The 16,380-nt window shown below is 67.8% G+C and carries 13 protein-coding genes and 1 tRNA gene; 9 read left to right on the forward strand and 5 right to left on the reverse strand.

Annotated elements, in window-relative coordinates; genetic code table 11:
• Positions 1–104: 104 nt before the first annotated feature.
• Complete coding sequence (locus LOC57_RS13110; protein WP_229960250.1) at positions 105–2,138, reverse strand: FAD/NAD(P)-binding protein; 2,034 nt, start codon at positions 2,136–2,138, stop codon at positions 105–107.
• Positions 2,139–2,229: 91 nt separating this feature from the next.
• Here LOC57_RS13110 and LOC57_RS13115 point away from each other — a divergent pair, with 91 nt between their 5' ends.
• The 4 genes from LOC57_RS13115 to LOC57_RS13130 all read left to right on the forward strand — a co-directional run bounded on the left by LOC57_RS13115 (position 2,230) and on the right by LOC57_RS13130 (position 6,278).
• Entirely contained in the window at positions 2,230–4,353 is a 2,124-nt protein-coding gene (locus LOC57_RS13115; RefSeq protein ID WP_229960253.1) for a prolyl oligopeptidase family serine peptidase, read from the forward strand.
• A gap of 107 nt (positions 4,354–4,460) precedes the next feature.
• A tRNA-Ser gene (locus tag LOC57_RS13120) sits at positions 4,461–4,551 on the forward strand.
• 110 nt (positions 4,552–4,661) lie between these two features.
• Entirely contained in the window at positions 4,662–5,210 is a 549-nt protein-coding gene (locus tag LOC57_RS13125) for a GNAT family N-acetyltransferase (protein WP_229960255.1), read from the forward strand.
• A 36-nt stretch (positions 5,211–5,246) separates the two neighbouring features.
• Complete coding sequence (locus LOC57_RS13130) at positions 5,247–6,278, forward strand: aldo/keto reductase (protein WP_227913225.1); 1,032 nt, start codon at positions 5,247–5,249, stop codon at positions 6,276–6,278.
• A 13-nt stretch (positions 6,279–6,291) separates the two neighbouring features.
• Here the strand turns inward: LOC57_RS13130 and LOC57_RS13135 are convergent, their stop codons facing one another.
• Positions 6,292–6,798 (reverse strand): hypothetical protein, encoded by a 507-nt coding sequence (locus LOC57_RS13135; RefSeq protein WP_229960257.1) that lies wholly within the window; start codon positions 6,796–6,798, stop codon positions 6,292–6,294.
• An 88-nt stretch (positions 6,799–6,886) separates the two neighbouring features.
• Here LOC57_RS13135 and LOC57_RS13140 point away from each other — a divergent pair, with 88 nt between their 5' ends.
• Entirely contained in the window at positions 6,887–7,717 is an 831-nt protein-coding gene (locus LOC57_RS13140) for a crotonase/enoyl-CoA hydratase family protein (RefSeq protein WP_229960259.1), read from the forward strand.
• Here LOC57_RS13140 and LOC57_RS13145 read toward each other — a convergent pair.
• Positions 7,702–8,289, reverse strand: coding sequence for a hypothetical protein (locus LOC57_RS13145; protein ID WP_229960262.1), 588 nt, complete (start codon positions 8,287–8,289; stop codon positions 7,702–7,704). The genes LOC57_RS13140 and LOC57_RS13145 overlap by 16 nt on opposite strands.
• Before the next feature lie 102 nt (positions 8,290–8,391).
• A complete protein-coding gene (locus LOC57_RS13150) occupies positions 8,392–8,961 on the reverse strand; it encodes a TetR/AcrR family transcriptional regulator (protein WP_227913217.1) in 570 nt (189 codons plus the stop codon).
• A 98-nt stretch (positions 8,962–9,059) separates the two neighbouring features.
• On the opposite strand from LOC57_RS13150, the gene LOC57_RS13155 reads away from it, so the two are divergent.
• The 3 genes from LOC57_RS13155 to LOC57_RS13165 all read left to right on the forward strand — a co-directional run bounded on the left by LOC57_RS13155 (position 9,060) and on the right by LOC57_RS13165 (position 12,644).
• A complete protein-coding gene (locus tag LOC57_RS13155) occupies positions 9,060–9,902 on the forward strand; it encodes an alpha/beta fold hydrolase (protein ID WP_227913215.1) in 843 nt (280 codons plus the stop codon).
• A 127-nt stretch (positions 9,903–10,029) separates the two neighbouring features.
• Positions 10,030–11,070, forward strand: coding sequence for a hypothetical protein (locus tag LOC57_RS13160; protein ID WP_229960264.1), 1,041 nt, complete (start codon positions 10,030–10,032; stop codon positions 11,068–11,070).
• The gene (locus tag LOC57_RS13165; RefSeq protein WP_229960266.1) at positions 11,067–12,644 is read left to right on the forward strand and encodes a phenylacetate--CoA ligase family protein; all 1,578 of its coding nucleotides are present in this window, start codon (positions 11,067–11,069) and stop codon (positions 12,642–12,644) included. Before LOC57_RS13160 ends, LOC57_RS13165 begins: the two co-directional genes overlap by 4 nt.
• Before the next feature lie 18 nt (positions 12,645–12,662).
• Here LOC57_RS13165 and LOC57_RS13170 read toward each other — a convergent pair whose 3' ends face one another.
• Positions 12,663–14,813, reverse strand: coding sequence for a RecQ family ATP-dependent DNA helicase (locus LOC57_RS13170; protein WP_229960491.1), 2,151 nt, complete (start codon positions 14,811–14,813; stop codon positions 12,663–12,665).
• A gap of 159 nt (positions 14,814–14,972) precedes the next feature.
• On the opposite strand from LOC57_RS13170, the gene LOC57_RS13175 reads away from it, so the two are divergent.
• A complete protein-coding gene (locus tag LOC57_RS13175) occupies positions 14,973–16,379 on the forward strand; it encodes a phosphomannomutase/phosphoglucomutase (protein ID WP_227913209.1) in 1,407 nt (468 codons plus the stop codon).
• Position 16,380: the final 1 nt, after the last annotated feature.

Below are 16,380 nucleotides of genomic sequence, written 5' to 3' on the forward strand. Positions count from 1 at the left end.
CCCCCCCCCCCCTGCAACCCCCCCCCGGCCGCCCCCCCCTTGGGGGGGGCCCCCCCCGTCGTTAACGCTGGATCGGCTGGCGCTTCCCCATCCACTGCAAGCTTTCAGACTGGTTTCCCCAGGACCTGCTGGGGACTGACTACCGGCACGGCGGCACGCCCGGCGTCGTCCCACCCGGCCCCAACCCGCCGCACACCGGATGCGGCGGCGAGCACTGCGGCAGCAATGTCGTCTGCATCCTGCAGCGTGCGCGAGCCTTCCGCGGCGGATGACCCCGCTTCGGCCGCGATGGCCGTGCCCCACTGCACCGAGGACAACTGCAGGCCCAGCACAAAGAGATTCTCCACCGGTTCGCCGCTGACGCCCACTGTCCGGTAGGGCGGCATAGTGACGTCCAGGCCGGGGGTCAGCACGGGGGTGCCGTCCGCGGACATCATGACCTTTGGCCGGGCCAGGCCGTCCCGGATGAGCCCGGCCAGCAATGGCGAAACGCTGCGGTCTACCCGGTTGGGCGGCATCATGGCCTCCATGAGCGTGCGTCCGGCGTACTCGGTACCGACCCAGGGCGAGGATGCGGTGAACACACCCCTTGCCTCGTCCACGTCGAACCGCGGATCCGGGCCCACAAAATGCACCACTCCTGCGCGGGTCAGGGCGGCCAGCTGCTCAATCCGTTCCGGCGGCGGGCCGCTTGCGAGGCCTTCCACCAGCGGCTCGAACCAGCCGCGCAGTTCCGCAAGCCATGATGCTTCGGCAAGCCCGCCGTCGGCCACTACCGACTTGAGCAGGGTCCGCCCGGCGTTCAGGGCACCGATGGCCATCTTCAGCGGATCGTCCTCACCGGCGGCGGAACCGGCGGCGTCCTCTTCAAGGTACGCAAGGACGACGTCGTCGAGGTCCTGGGCGCCGGCGAACGGACGCCGTCCCAGCGGCTGGGCCAGTGCTTCGAGGTTGGTCCGCCGGTCCGCGGGCACGTAGCGGTCCAACACGGCTTCCTTCGCCGCGTCCCACTCCGGACCCGGCAGGTACAGCGCTGCTTCGAGGTCGCCCAGGAAGGCGGACGGCTCCCCCCGGAGCTCCGTGCCGGCCACCCGGGCCAGCGTGGAGTAGTACGCCCACACGGCATCGCGGTGCAGCAGCGGCCACAGGTCGTGGTCGAAGCCCGGCAACAGTCCGTCCGCACGGAACGCGAGCGCGGTTTCGCGGGTGAACCAACGCAGCCGGATGCTGCGGGGAATGTAGGACTCCAGCCGGGCCTTGGCGCGGTAGGGCGTGCCGCGTCGGGAGGCGGCCACCAGCTGCGGTTCCCGGCCTGAGGGCTCATACCTCAGCGCGCGCCCGGCGGGCCGGCCGGTGGGCACGAACCGGCCGCCGCGGCCTATGGTCACTGCCGCCATCACGTCGAAGAAGTTCAGGCCGAGTCCGCGGATCAGCACCGGCTCACCGGCGGGCAGGCGGGAGAAGTCGACGTCGGCGGGAACCGCAGGCGGCAGGTAGGTAAGGCCGTGCCGCTCGGCGGCGTCCTGCAGCCGGGCCTGCTCTGCGGACAGCAGCGCCGGCAGGTGGCCCACGGCCAGGACGACGGCGTCAGCGGCCAGAACCTCCCGGCCCTCCACTTCCACCACCAGTCGTCCGTCCGCCGCCCGGGTTACGCCCAGGGCTTCGGTTCGCCGGTGGATCAGTTCCACTCCGTCCGCAGCGGCCGTTTCCTGCAGCTGCCCGTAGGTCCACTCCAGGTACCGTCCGTATAGTGCCCTGCTGGGGAAATCCGCCGGGCCCAGGGATGCCAGTTCGGTACGGTCACCGGCCGGAAGGCCGGCGGCGGCGCGGGTGCCGGCGGACATCATTTCACGCCACTGGTTGAAGGAGAGCCCTGCAGGGGAGGGCAGCAGGTCCCGCACAGTGTCGCCGGCCGGCACCACCGTGGGGAACAGCGCCGGAGTGTTCATCAGGAACAACCGGGACTGCCCGGTCCGCCATACATGCCCCGGGCCGGGATTAAACGGATCAATCAGCTCAATGGTCAGCGGTTCCTGCGTCCCTGCCGCCCGCCGGCGGCTGAGCAGCCGGTCCACCACGGAGAGTCCGCGCGGGCCTGCGCCAATAACAGCTACCCGGAAACTCTGCGTGTGATCCATGCATCTAGGGTATCGGCAGGGAGAGTCCCTCTATGCCCCGGCTGAGCCGGCCGGGGCTGGCCGGGGCCGGCCGGGAACTAGGATGGGGCCCATGACACCGGCAAACCGCAACGTGGATTCCGCAGAGACCGACGAGTTCCTTTGGCTGGAGGACATCTACGGAGACAAGCAGCTGGACTGGGTGCGGTCCGAGAACAGCATCACCGAGGACCTCCTGTCCCGCACCGGTTTCGAGCGGACGCAGGAGCGGCTGCTGGAAGTCCTGGACTCCACGGACCGCATTCCCATGGTGTCCAAGCGGGGTGGGTACTACTACAACTTCTGGCGTGACGCCGGGCACCCCAAGGGCCTCTGGCGCCGCACCACGTGGGAGGGCTACACCGCTGCGGACACCGAGTGGGAGGTGCTGCTGGACCTGGACGCGCTCAGCGCCGCCGAGGGCACCGAATGGGTGTGGGCCGGCGCCCGGTTCCTGCGTCCCGCGGACGGCACCTCCTACCGCCGTGCCTTGGTGGTCCTCTCCCCCGACGGCGGTGACGCCTCCCGGTACCGGGAGTTCGACGTCGTCGAGAAGGCCTTTGTGCCCGGCGGCTTCGACATTCCCGCAGCCAAAAGCCGCATCAGCTGGGCCGGTGAGGACAGTCTGTACGTGGGCACGGACTTCGGTCCGGGTTCCATGACCACCTCGTCCTACCCCCGCACCAGCCGGGTCCTGCGCCGGGGGCAGGAGCTGCAGGACGCCGAACCGTACTTCGAGGTCCCCGAAGACCACATGATGGCCGTGGTGCAGCGTGACCAGACACCCGGTTTCGAGCGCGACATTGCCGTGGACATCATCGATTTCTACAACAGCCGCACCTTCCTGCGCGAAGGCGGCGAGTGGGTGCAGCTGGACGTGCCCCTGGATGTCACTGTGGACGTGCACCGGCAGTGGCTGCTGCTGCGCCCGCGCAATGACTGGGAGCTCGACGGCGAGACCCACCCGGCCGGGTCCCTGCTGGCCGCGTCGCTGGCGGACTTCACCGGCGGAACCCGGCGGGTGCACCGGATCTTCACCCCGGATGCCGCCGCCGCACTGCAGTCCTGGAGCTGGACCCGGGACCGGCTGCTGCTGAATGTGCTGCGCGATGTCAGCTCCGAGATCCTGGTGCTGAACCCGGCTGACGGGTGGACCGCGGAAATCCTGGATGCCTGCCCGCCGCTGCACGCCGTGGACGCCTTTGCGGTGGACGACGAGGATGAGGAAGCCGGCAATGACTACTGGCTGGTCAGCACCGGGTTCCTGACCCCGTCCACCGTGTCCCGCGGCACCCTGCCCGTCGGCGGGGAGGCCGGCTCTGAGGCGGTTGCCGTGAAATCCTCGCCGGCGTTCTTCGACACCACCGGGCTCGCGGTGGAGCAGCACTTTGCCGTATCCGCAGACGGCACCCGCGTGCCGTACTTCCAGGTGGGCCCGGAGGACCTGGTGCTCGACGGCGGCAACCCCACCTTGCTCAACGGGTACGGCGGGTTCGAAGCTTCGCTCACCCCGGCCTACAGCGGCGTAGTGGGCCGCGGGTGGCTGGAGCGGCGCACCACGGATGCCGGCGGAGCCGAACGCCGGGGCGTGTACGTGCTGGCGAACATCCGCGGGGGCGGGGAATACGGTCCGGCCTGGCACCGTGCCGCCCTGCAGGAAAACCGGCACCGGGCGTACGAGGACTTCGCCGCCGTCGCGCAGGACCTCGTGGCCCGCGGCGTGACGTCACGGGAGCACCTGGGCTGCACGGGCCGCAGCAATGGCGGCCTGCTGGTGGGCAACATGCTCACCACCTATCCGCACCTCTTCGGGGCCGTCTCCTGCGGCGTGCCGCTGCTGGACATGCGCCGCTACACCAAGCTTTCCGCCGGATACTCCTGGATTGCCGAATACGGCGATCCGGACGATCCCGAGCAGTGGGACTTTGTGAAGACGTTCTCGCCCTACCACCTGCTGAAGGAAGATGCTGACTACCCTCCCGCCCTGATCTGGACCGCCACCAGCGATGACCGGGTGGGGCCGGTGCAGGCCCGCAAAATGGCCGCCCGGATGAAGGCGCTGGGCGTGGACAACGTCTGGTTCCACGAGTCGCTGGAGGGCGGCCACGCCGGTGCGGCGGACAACCGGCAGTCCGCCCGGATGCACGCCAGGTCCTACGAATTCCTCTGGGAAGCGCTCACCGGCGGACTTGGCTGAGGCGTTTTGCCCTAACCGGCAAGTTGCCGGTAGTCTTGTCAGGCTGGCAGCGGAAGCTGCGGGCCATGCTGGATATGCAGGTTAAATCTGCAGGTTTGACGCATGTTGGAGACGTGCCAGAGCGGCCGAATGGGCTTCACTGCTAATGAAGTGTGGGCCTAAAGCCCACCGGGAGTTCAAATCTCCCCGTCTCCGCCACTAGTCCCCCGGTTTTCCGGGGGACTTTTTGCGTCTGCCCCCTCAAGACGCGATTCTGCCCCCTCGAACCCGGACAAATGACACCGCCGCGGTCGGGTAGATTCGCCTCTGTGACCACCAACAGCATCCAGCTCACCGGACCGCGCGTCACCCTGCGGGATATTCAGCCGGGCGACCTCGACGCCGTGCACGCCTTCACGTCCGACCCTACGGTCACTCAGTGGTCCATCTGGGGACCGAACACGCTTGCCGAAACCCGCGCCTTTATCGCCGCAGCCGCCGCTGAAGCCGGCCAGCCCGGGCGGACCCTGTTTACCCTCGCCGTAGTGGTCGAGGACCGGTTGGTCGGCACCGCCGGTGTTTGGGTAAAAAGTGCCGCCGACAGCACCGGCGAGCTCGGCTACACCTTGCACCAGGACATGTGGGGCCGGGGAATCGGCACCGAAACCGCCGGCCTGCTGCTGGCCCACGCATTCGGACCCATGGGGTTGGAGCGGGTGGAAGCCACCTGCCATCCGGAAAACACCGGTTCGGTGCGTGTGCTGGAGAAGAACGGCTTTGTCTTCGAGGGCAGGCTGCGGGCGCATAAGAAAGTCAACGGGACACGGCGTGATTCGTTGTTGTTCGCCGCACTGCTCTCGGACCGGCCCCGCGGATAGGCTGGCAGCCATCTCCCTACCGTGAAGGAAGTTTCCATGGAAATGCGTCTTCTGGGCCGCAGCGGCACCGCAGTCAGCAACTATGCGCTGGGCACCATGACCTTCGGCAACGAGTCTGACGAACGGGCTTCACACGCCATCCTCAACGACTACGTCAACGCCGGCGGCAACTTCGTGGACACCGCTGATGTGTACACCTCCGGCGCCTCCGAAGAAATCATCGGCCGCTGGCTGCATGCCAATCCCCGCGCCGCCGCCGACGTCGTACTCGCCACCAAGGGCCGGTTCCCGATGGGGGCCGGCGCCAATGACCTGGGCACGTCCCGCCGGCACCTGCGCCGCGCGCTGGAGGATTCCCTGACCCGGCTGGGGGTGGACCATGTGGACCTCTACCAGCTGCACGCGTGGGACCCCTACACGCCGCTGGAGGAAACCCTGGGTTTCCTCCAGGACGCGGTAACGGCCGGGAAAATCAGTTACTACGGGTTGTCCAACTTCACCGGCTGGCAGCTCACCAAGGCGGTTTACACGGCCCGGGAGCACGGCTGGGCGCTGCCGGTTACGCTGCAGCCGCAGTACAACCTGCTGGAGCGGGAAATCGAGTCCGAAATTGTTCCGGCAGCGCTCGACGCCGGCCTGGGCCTGCTGCCCTGGTCGCCTCTGGCAGGCGGCTGGCTGACCGGCAAGTATGACCGCGAAACGGTGCCCGCCGGCAACACCCGGGTGGGCGACAACCCTACCCGGCAGTTCCAGGGCTGGGACCTGCGCAGCCACAACGAGCGGACCTGGCGGATTATCGACGAGCTGCGCGCCGTCGCCCAGGTGCACCAGGCGACGCCGGCACAGGTGGCGCTGGCTTGGCTGGCGGACCGCCCAGGGGTGACGTCCGTGATTCTGGGCGCCCGCACCACGGACCAGCTGGCCGACAATCTGGGCGCGGCTTTCCTGACGCTCACGCAGGAGGAAACCCAGCGGCTGACCGAGCTGAGCATGCCGCAGGTGGGCAACTATCCGTACGGCCCGGACGGGTTGAACCAGCGCGCCCGGCTACTCGAGGGCGGCCGCTAAAAACCGCTGAACGTCAGGGTTTGAGGAAGTCCTCGGGGCGCAGCTGCTGCGCCCACTTGCTGATTTCTTCTTCCTGCAGCTCATCCGGCTTCGCCGCCGGCGTCGGGTTTTCGGCGCTCGGTGCAGGCTTCCCGTCGGTCTCCGGGATCGGCCGCACGTACGGCTGCGGGTGGGCGGCCATGTTCTGGATGGCGGCCCCCGAGGCGCGGATGCCGGCACCGGTGAACTGTGCGTAAAGCTTCAGTGCCTTCACGGGCTGGCCCTGCGCCAGCGCGGCGTACACCTGCTGGTGCTGGGCCGCGTTCAGCAGCGACGCCGCTTCCTTGGCCGCCTGGAGGGAGGTGCCGGTTTCCGCCGTGGAACGGGGCCGGGCGGGACGCTGCGCTGCGGGCCGGGCCTTGCCGGTACTGTCCCCGTCGCCGCCCGGAGCTTCAGCTGCCCGGCGCTTCTGGATCCTGCCCACCAGCGCGCTGACAACTGCTATTGAGAGGACAAAAAGAAGAATCACCGCGAGCTCCATACCTCGATCCTAGCTTCGCTTTCTCCGCGCCTTAAAACGGCCGGTATATTGACGTTCACCACAGCCACGGCCTATCAACGGAGATGCCATGACAGCCAGCACTACCACCCAGTTACGGTCCCTCCGAGTCGATATCCGGGACGGGGTGGCGGAAGTGCAGCTGATCGGCCCGTCCAAGGGAAACGCCATGGGGCCGGACTTCTGGACCGAACTGCCCGAGGTGTTTGATGCGCTGAGCACCAACGACGGCGTCCGGTCCGTGCTGCTCTACGGTTCCGGCGGCACGTTCAGTTACGGCCTGGACCTCCCGGCCATGGCCCCGGTCTTCGCCCCGATGCTGGCTGCCGGCGGGATGGACGCGAAACTGCGCGAGGATTTCCGCCGCCGGATCAAGGCCCTCCAGGACTCGGTGAGCTCGCTGGCCCGCTGCGCCAAGCCCGTCATTGCCGCAGTGGACGGCTGGTGCATTGGCGGCGCCATTGACGTGATTGCGGCAGCGGACATCCGCATTTCCTCCCCTGCCGCACGGTTCAGCGTACGGGAGGTCAAAGTGGCCATTGTTGCGGATCTGGGCTCCCTGCAGCGGCTGCCCGCCATCATTGGCGAGGGAGCCACCCGGCACCTGGCCCTGACCGGCGAGGACTTTGATGCCGCCCGCGCCTATGCACTGGGGCTGGTCACGGAACTGGCGGACGAGGTCGTCGCACGCGGCCGCGAACTGGCCGCCGCTGTGGCGGCCAATCCTCCGCTGGTAGTGCAGGGCGTCAAACAGGTGATGAACCGGCGGACGCAGGGACCGGTGCAGGACGGCTTGGACTATGTCCAGGTCTGGAACACCGCGTTCCTGGCCAGCCGCGACTTCGGTGAGGCCACCGCCGCGTTCGCTGAGCGCCGCCTGCCGGTCTACCGCGGGGAGTAGCCGGCACGGTCCCGGCGGGGCTCGTCACGGGTGCTTCCTAGCTGCACAACGACGGCGACGGCGGCCGCCGCGGTGAGGGCCGGGATGAGTGCCGCGCCGGTCAGGGACGGGCAAAATGCCAGGACCACGGCGGCAGCCAGTGCCGTCAGGCCGAGCGCGGCGGTCAGCGCCTCCCGCGTACGCAGGGCCAGGAGAATCAGCGCCCCGCCGAACACCGGGCTGAAGACCAGGTCCGGCGTAAAGGGAATGCACAGGACGGCCAGTGCAGCCAGTGCGGCCATGGCTCCGCGCTGAACCCGGAGGCCCTGACGGGTTTCCGCCCGGGCGGTGAGGAACCAGACGGCGAGAAGCAGTGCCGCGGCCAGGATACCGGCGCCGAAACTCATCAGCTGCGTACCGGCCCAGTTCTGCGGGAGGAAGGGCAGCCTGCCGGCCCCGGCAAGCTGCCAGGCCGTGCCCAGCAGCGCGCCTATTCCGGTCGCTGCGGAAAGGTACCGGCCCGCCCGTCGGTCCGCCGGACGCGCATCCGCTGTGCCTGCCGTGACGATGCGCGTGTTAGATGCTGCGGCCATGCCGTCCCCCGGTCTGCGGCCCGGTTGGATACCGGGGTTCCGGGAAATCTAGCATGCCCCGGCCTGGTGCCCCGCCGGAACCCCGGCCGTAGAACGGAACAGTCAGGCGGCAGGCCGCAGGGCGGCGTCGATCAGGACTTCCGCGGCGGCACGGGCCTGCACCGCGGCCGCGGAATCCCCCGCTATGGCAGCCGTGCTCTGGGCCCCTTCGGCCAGGATCGCCAGCTGTGCCCCCAGGGTTTCCGTGGCGCCGAGGTCCCGGGCCAGGCCGGCCATGTACCGCTGGAAGGATTGCTTGTGTTCCCGTGCGAGTGCGGCCACGGCAGGATTGGTCCCGCCCAGTTCACCGAAGGCGTTGATGAACGCGCAGCCGCGGAAATTCCCGGTACAGAACCAGTCCTGCAGGTAGTCGTAGACGGCCAGCAGCCGCTCTCGCGGGGCCTCCCCTGCCACGGCTACGCGTGCCTCAACCGCTGATTCCCATTCCTCGTGTTTACGCCGGAGCACTGCGGAAATAATGTCGTCCTTCGACGGATACAGGGAGTACAGCCGCCGTAGTGAAACGCCCGCGGCAGTACGCAGCTCGTCCATCCCGACGGCAGCGAATCCCTTGCGGTAGTACAGGTCATCGGCTGCCGAAAGGACGCGCTCCGCAATGTCTTCGTTCGTCATTTCTCCAGTCTACTTGACGCGAGAACGAACGTTCTCTATTGTCTAGTTCACACCTTGAGAACGATCGTTCTCGCGGGTACCGAAAAGAGGAGTCCATCATGGGTTACATCGCCGCAGGCACCGAGAACAGCACCACCACCCACCTCTACTACGAAGACCAGGGCACAGGCCAGCCGGTTGTGCTGATCCACGGTTACCCGCTGGACGGCTCCAGCTGGGAGCGCCAGACCCGCGAACTGCTCGCCGCCGGCTACCGCGTCATCACCTACGACCGCCGTGGCTTCGGCCAGTCCAGCAAGGCCGGCTCGGGCTACGACTACGACACCTTCGCAGCAGATCTGAATACCGTGCTGGAAACCCTGGACCTGCACAACGTGATCCTTGTCGGGTTCTCCATGGGCACCGGCGAACTCGCGCGCTATGTCTCCCGGCACGGGTCCGAGCGCATCGCCAAGCTTGCCTTCCTCGCCTCGCTCGAACCGTTCCTGGTGGCCCGGGAGGACAATCCCGAAGGTGTCCCGCAGGAAGTCTTCGACGGGATTGAAGCAGCCGCCCGGGCAGACCGCTTCGCCTGGTACACCAACTTCTTCTCCGACTTCTACAACCTGGAGGAGAACCTGGGCAGCCGGATCAGCCAGGAGGCCGTCACTGCCAGCTGGAACGTGGCCACCCGCAGCGCACCGGTTGCCGCCTACGCGGTAGTGCCCACCTGGATCGAAGACTTCCGCGCCGACGTCGACGCCGTCCGCGAGAGCGGCAAGCCCGTGCTGATCCTGCACGGCACGGCGGACAACATCCTCCCGATCGACGCCACTGCCCGCCGGTTCCGCAAGCTGGTGCCGGAAGCGGACTACGTGGAGATCGACGGCGCACCGCACGGCCTGCTGTGGACCCACGCTGCCGAGGTCAACGAGGCGCTGCTGGGCTTCGCCGGCAAGTAGCGCCGCGCCAAACCCGGCTCTGACCGGCGGCGGCAGCGGGACGCGTCTGCGGCCCGCTGCCGCTGTTTTGGCCGAACCGCCCACCGAATAAAGCACGGCATGGGGCAGCTCACAGTATGGTGTGGGCATGTTCGCATCCGATGCATGGGGGGCCATCATTGAGGACGCCCACCGATATCCGTCACCGCACAACTCACAGCCGATGAAGATCCAGCTGCGCAGCCCGACCGAGGCCACGGTCTACTACGACCTGGACCTGGGGCTGCCCGCGGAGTCCTTTGGCATACCGTTCGGCCATGTATGCGCAGGGGTTTTCCTGGAATCTGTCCGTGTGTGCGCGCGGGTCCGCGGATATGACGTCCGTGAAGACCTCCACCACCATGACATGGACTTCGGGGCCGCTGACCGGCTTCACCTCATCGGTGACCTCACCCTGGTGCCGCGGCCTCCCGACGCGGAGGATGTGGCCTCCTTCGAGGCCTTCCAGGCACGGCAGACCTCCCGCCGGCCGTATGACAACACCGTGGTGGCACCCGCCGCTGTCGAGGAGGCCGAGGCCACGGCACGCCGGCACGGGCAGGAATTCCGCAGCACCAGCGACGCCGCCCTCGTCCGCAAGGTGGTGCACATCAACCAAGCCACCCTGTTCGACGATCTGCGCAAAGACGCCGTGCACCGCGAAATCCTCACGTGGCTGCGTTTCTCCCGCGCCGAAGCCCGGGAGAGCGGTGACGGCCTCAGTGCCGAAACCATGCTGATGCCCGGGCCAGTGCTGCGTTTCGCCATGCACCACCGGGGCCTGTGGGAAGCACCGGTGATCGGGGCGCTCATCCGCCGGATCTATCTGAACACCATGCGGGGCGTGCGCCAGCTGGGCTGGCTGGAGGGGCCCTTCAACGGACCCGCCGACTACGTGGCGGCGGGGCGCACGTTTATGCAGATCTGGCTGGGTTTCACCCGCCGGAATGTATACCTGCATCCGTTCGGCACCGTTATCACCAACCCTCGCTCGCACACCGAGTTCGTACAAGCTGCAGGAGCAACCGAGGGTAACGGGCGGATGGCCTGGATGCTCTTCCGGTTTGGCCACAGCACCCCGCCACCCCCGGCGCACCGGCGCCCTGCTTCTGCCATGATCGTTGACCCCGTCCAGGAGCTGCATCCGTGAAAAAGCTGTTGATCTTCGCCTTTGTTGCCTTGCAGGAACGCTTTGTGCGCCTCTTTATGCCTCGGGTTGCCACCCACAAGCTGCTCCTGCTGCCCGGAATCGAATCGTTCCGCTGGACCATGGGCCGCTGGCGGGCGTGGCGCACCTTTGAACTGGCGGCCCGCAAGGTTCCCGCTTACCGGGAGTTCCTGGCCAAGCAGGACTTCCCGGGCCGGCTCACCGGCAACGGCAAGGTCTGCGACGAGTTCGCGCAGATCCCGGAAATGGATAAGGACAGCTACATCCGCCCGTGGACCACCGCCGAGCGCTGCATCGGCGGCAAACTCCCCCGCCGCGGCGTGGTGGTTGATGAATCCTCGGGCAGCTCAGGGGTGCCCACCAGCTGGGTCCGGGGTCCCGACGAGCGCGAGGCCACCCGGCAGCTGCTGCAGCTGGGCTTTGCCCGGACCGCCGCCGAGCTGGAAAAGCAGCCCTTTGTGCTCAATGCGTTCTCCCTGGGTGCGTGGGCCACCGGCATGAACGTCACCTCGTCGCTGACCGACGTCACTATGATCAAGTCGATCGGTCCGGACAAGGACAAGATCATTCAGACCATGCGGGAGTTCGGCCCGGGTTTCACCTACATCATCCTCAGTTACCCGCCCTTCCTGAAGGCCCTCTTCGAGGACCCCCGGCTGGACTGGCAGGACTACGACATAGTTGCCGCCTTTGGCGGTGAAGGCATCAGCGAGAACATGCGCGCCCACATCAACCGCTACACGCACGGTGCCTTTGGTTCCTACGGGGCGTCCGACCTGGAGATCAACCTGGCCATTGAAACGGACTTTTCCGTGGCGCTGCGCCAGGCCGTGGCCCGGCATCCGGAACTGGCCGCGCGCATCACCAAGCAGGACGAGTACGGCGTCCTGCCGATGATCTTCCAGTTCAACCCGTACGGCTATTTGATCGAGACCAACGACGCCGGGGAGCTGCTGGTGACGATTGTCCGGCGGGAGAACATCAACCCCCGGATCCGCTACAACATCCATGACCGCGGCCATGTGATGCGGGTGCGGGACCTGTTGCCGGTGCTGCGCGAGTACGGCCTCCACGACGTGCTGCGCGAGCAGCTGCTGGACCTGCCACTGCTGTTCCACTACGGCCGTTCGGACCTGTCGGTGGACTTCAACGGGGCCGTGGTGGCCCCTGATGCCCTGCGGGACGTCATCTACAACGAGCCGGCGCTGCTCGACGCCGTGGAAAACCACCGGCTCATCAGTTATGAGGACGACGGAGGCAACCGCCAGCTGCACATTGCGCTGCAGCTGACCGAACAGGCAACCGCATCCGGGGCGCTCGACACGGAGCGGTTCCGTCCGCACGTGCTCGCCGAGCTGCGCCGGATGAACGGGGACTTCAACAACGCCATCCGCACCTCCCCCGCTTCATCCCTGCCCACGGTGGCCTTCTACGACTTCCGGACCGGCCCCTTCACCGCCGACGGGCGAAAGCTCAAGAACGAGTACGTATGGCAGCTGGACGGGGATGAAGCCACGCAGTGGGACCTGGATCTGTCCTACGCGGCGCAGCCCTAGCCAATTCCCGTAACCCGCCTAGGCCTTCAGCGCCAGCACAAAGGGCAGCACGGATTCAGCCCCGGCCTCGCGGAGCACCCGGCCCGCTTCGGTCAGGGTCCAGCGGCTGTCCGCAAAATCGTCCACCAGCAGCACCGGTCCCGGGTTGGCCGCGAACCAGGCCGCGCCCTCGGGCGGAACAGCAAACTGGTCCCAGACCGAGGCCAGCCGGAAGGCACTGTTGCCGCCGGGGCCGCCCGTTGGCCCGCCGTGCGGGGCCAGCAGCGCGCCCAGATACGGGATCCGGCCCAGCTCGGACAGGCCGCGGGCCAGGGAGTCCACCAGCTGCGGGTGGGACCGGGACGGAACACTGACTATGGCCACGGGCCGCTGCTCCCAGCCCCACTGCGCCAGCACCTGCACGCAGCCGTTGACCAGGGCGGGATCGGCCGGGGCATCCTCGACGCCGGGAGCGAAGATCTCCCGCAGCCGTCCGCCCCAGCCCAGATCCGTGAGGCGGGCCAGCGCGCGGCCGGAGGACACCGCCTGTGCGGGTTTGATCTTGCCCTTGACCGGCACCCCCAGCCGGTCCATGCCGGAGGGGTACATGCCGCGCGGATCCACTTCCACGCCCACTTTGCTCAGCGCACTGCCGGCGTTCTCGGTGGCCTCGGCAGCGACGTCGTCGGCGAACCAGCGCCCGGCGCAGTTGTCGCAGCGCCCGCACGGCGCCGCGGCCGGATCGTCCAGCTGTTCGGAGAGGAACTGCATGCGGCAGCCGGCGGTGCTTTCATAATCGAGCATGGCCTGCTGCTCGCGTACCCGGGCGGCGGCAATGCGTTCGTAGCGTTCGCGGTCGTAATGCCAGGGCTGGCCGGTGCCCCGCCAGCCGCCGGACACCTTCTCCACGGCGCCGTCCACGGCCAGGACCTTCAGCAGCAGCTCGAGCGGCGAGCGCTTAAGGTTCACCCGGGTCTCCAGCACACCGGTGGAAAGCACCGTGCCGCCGGCCAGCTCGGCGAGCACCGCGCTGGCGGGTCCTTCCGCGGGCATGGAGGAGGTGGCGAAGTACTGCCAGATGTCGCGGTCCTCAGCACCGGGCAGCAGCAGCACGTCGGCATTGGGGGTGCCGCGGCCGGCACGTCCCACTTGCTGGTAGTAGGCCACCGGGGAGGACGGGGCGCCCAGGTGCAGGACAAACCCCAGGTCCGGCTTGTCAAAGCCCATGCCCAGCGCACTGGTGGCCACCAGCGCCTTGACCCGGTTCTCCTTCAGGGCCGCTTCGGCTTCCTCCCGGTCCGCCGGATCGGTCCGCCCGGTGTAGGCCAGGACCGGGTGGCCGGCCTTCTGCAGCAGCCTGGCGGTGTCTTCAGCGGCGGAGACGGTCAGGGCGTAGATGATGCCGCTGCCGGGCAGGTCGTCAAGGTGGGTGAGCAGCCAGCCCAGCCGGGAGCGGGCATTGGGCAGCCGCAGTACCCCCAGCCGCAGGCTTTTCCGCGCCAGCGGACCGCGGATGGTGAACACGTCTTCGCCGCCGGAGGCCAGCTGCTCCTCGATGTCCTTCACCACGCGGCTGTTGGCGGTGGCCGTGGTGGCCAGGACCGGCACGGAGGAGGGCAGCTGCTCAATCAGGCTGCGGATCCGGCGGTAGTCCGGGCGGAAGTCGTGGCCCCAGTCGGAAATGCAGTGCGCTTCGTCGATCACCAGCAGCCCCGAGCGGCGGATCAGTTCGGGCAGGTGCTGTTCCCGGAACCCGGGGTTGTTCAGCCGTTCCGGGGAGACCAGCAGCACATCCACCTGATCGGCTTCCAGCTTGGCGGAAATGTCCTGCCACTCCAGCTGGTTCGCGGAGTTGATGGCCTCGGCGCGCACCCCGGCACGGGCCGCGGCTGCCACCTGGTCCCGCATCAGGGCCAGCAGCGGGGACACAATCAGCGTTGGTCCGGCCCCGCGGGCGCGCAGCAGCAGGCTGGCCACAAAGTAGACGGCGGATTTGCCCCAGCCGGTGCGCTGGACCACCAGGGCCCTACGGCCGCCGGACACCAGCGCTTCGATGGCTTCGAACTGGTCCTGGTGGAACTGCGCGGAATCATTGCCCACCAGCGCGCGCAGCAACTCCACGGCCTCCGCGTGCAGTGCGGAGGATTCCGGGGCACGGTCCTGCGCCCCGTCCTGCGCCGAGTCCTGCATCGAGTCCTGTGCCGAATTATGTTCCGACTTGAAGGGGGTGCCGTGCGTATCCGTGCGTTCCATACCTTCCACTATCCCAGCCCCGTCTGACTGTTTTCTGCACAGGAATCGGCTTGTGGACAAGACCGCCTCGGCGGGCGCCCCTATAGACTGGCCCACGTGAACAATGCATTCGACCTCTCCGCGTCCTTCAAGGCCTACGACGTCCGCGGCGTCGTAGGCGAGACCATCACTGAACAGATCGTCGAGGCCGTAGGGGCCGCGTTTGTTGACGTTCAGGGCCTGGCCGGGCAGACGGTCCTGGTAGGCGGTGACATGCGTCCGTCGTCGCCGGAGTTCATCCGCGACTTTGCCCGCGGGGCCACCGCGCGCGGCGCCAACGTGCTGCTGCTGGACCTCATCTCCACCGATGAGCTGTACTACGCCTGCGGTGTGCTGAACGCCGCCGGCGTGACCTTCACGGCCAGCCACAACCCGGCCCAGTACAACGGCATCAAGATGGCCAAGGCCGGAGCGGTACCCATCTCCTCGGAAACCGGGCTGAAGGACATCCAGGCGCTCGCTGAGAAGTACCTGAATGACGGAGCCATTCCCGCCGGGGCGCAGACCGGGCAGATCTCGGTCCGCGACGTGCTGGCCGACTACGCCGGCTACCTGCGCAACCTGGTGGATCTCTCCGGCATCCGCCCGCTGAAAGTAGTGGTGGACGCCGGCAACGGCATGGCCGGCATGACCACCCCCGCCGTGCTGGGCAACACCATCCTCCCGGGCCTCCCCCTGGACATCATCCCCCTGTACTTTGAACTGGACGGGTCCTTCCCCAACCACCCGGCCAACCCGCTCGAGCCGGAAAACCTGCGCGACCTGCAGGCCGCCGTCGTCGAACACGGCGCAGACATTGGGCTGGCCTTCGACGGCGACGCCGACCGCTGCTTCGTGATTGATGAGAAGGGCGAGCCGGTCAGCCCCTCCGCCGTCACCGCCCTGGTGGCCCGCCGGGAAATCGCCCGCGCCAAGGCGTCCGGCGAAGAAACCCCGGTGATCATCCACAACCTGATCACCTCCCGCGCCGTTCCGGAGCTGGTGGCGCACGACGGCGGCCGCGCCGTCCGCACCCGGGTGGGCCATTCCTTCATCAAGGCCGTGATGGCCAGCGAAGGGGCGGTCTTCGGCGGGGAGCACTCCGCGCACTACTACTTCCGCGACTTCTACAATGCGGACACCGGCATGCTGGCTGCCATGCACGTCCTGGCCGCCCTGGGCGAGCAGACCCGCGTCCTTTCGGACCTGGCCCGCGAATATGAGCCGTACTTCTCCTCCGGCGAGGTGAACTCCCGGGTCGAAGACGTTCCGGCCGCCGTCGCCCGCGTCCGCGCCGAATACGAGCGCGAGGGCGTCACGGTTGATGCCATGGACGGGCTGACCTTCACTTCCGATGACGGCGCCTGGTGGTTCAACCTGCGCGCCTCCAACACCGAACCCTTCCTGCGGCTGAACGCTGAAGCAGAGGACCTGCCCACCATGGAGCGCGTCCGCGACCACGTACTTGAACTAGTGAGGAAATAAG

The organism is Arthrobacter sp. zg-Y750 (assembly GCF_020907365.1).
Taxonomy (GTDB): Bacteria; Actinomycetota; Actinomycetes; order Actinomycetales; family Micrococcaceae; genus Arthrobacter_B.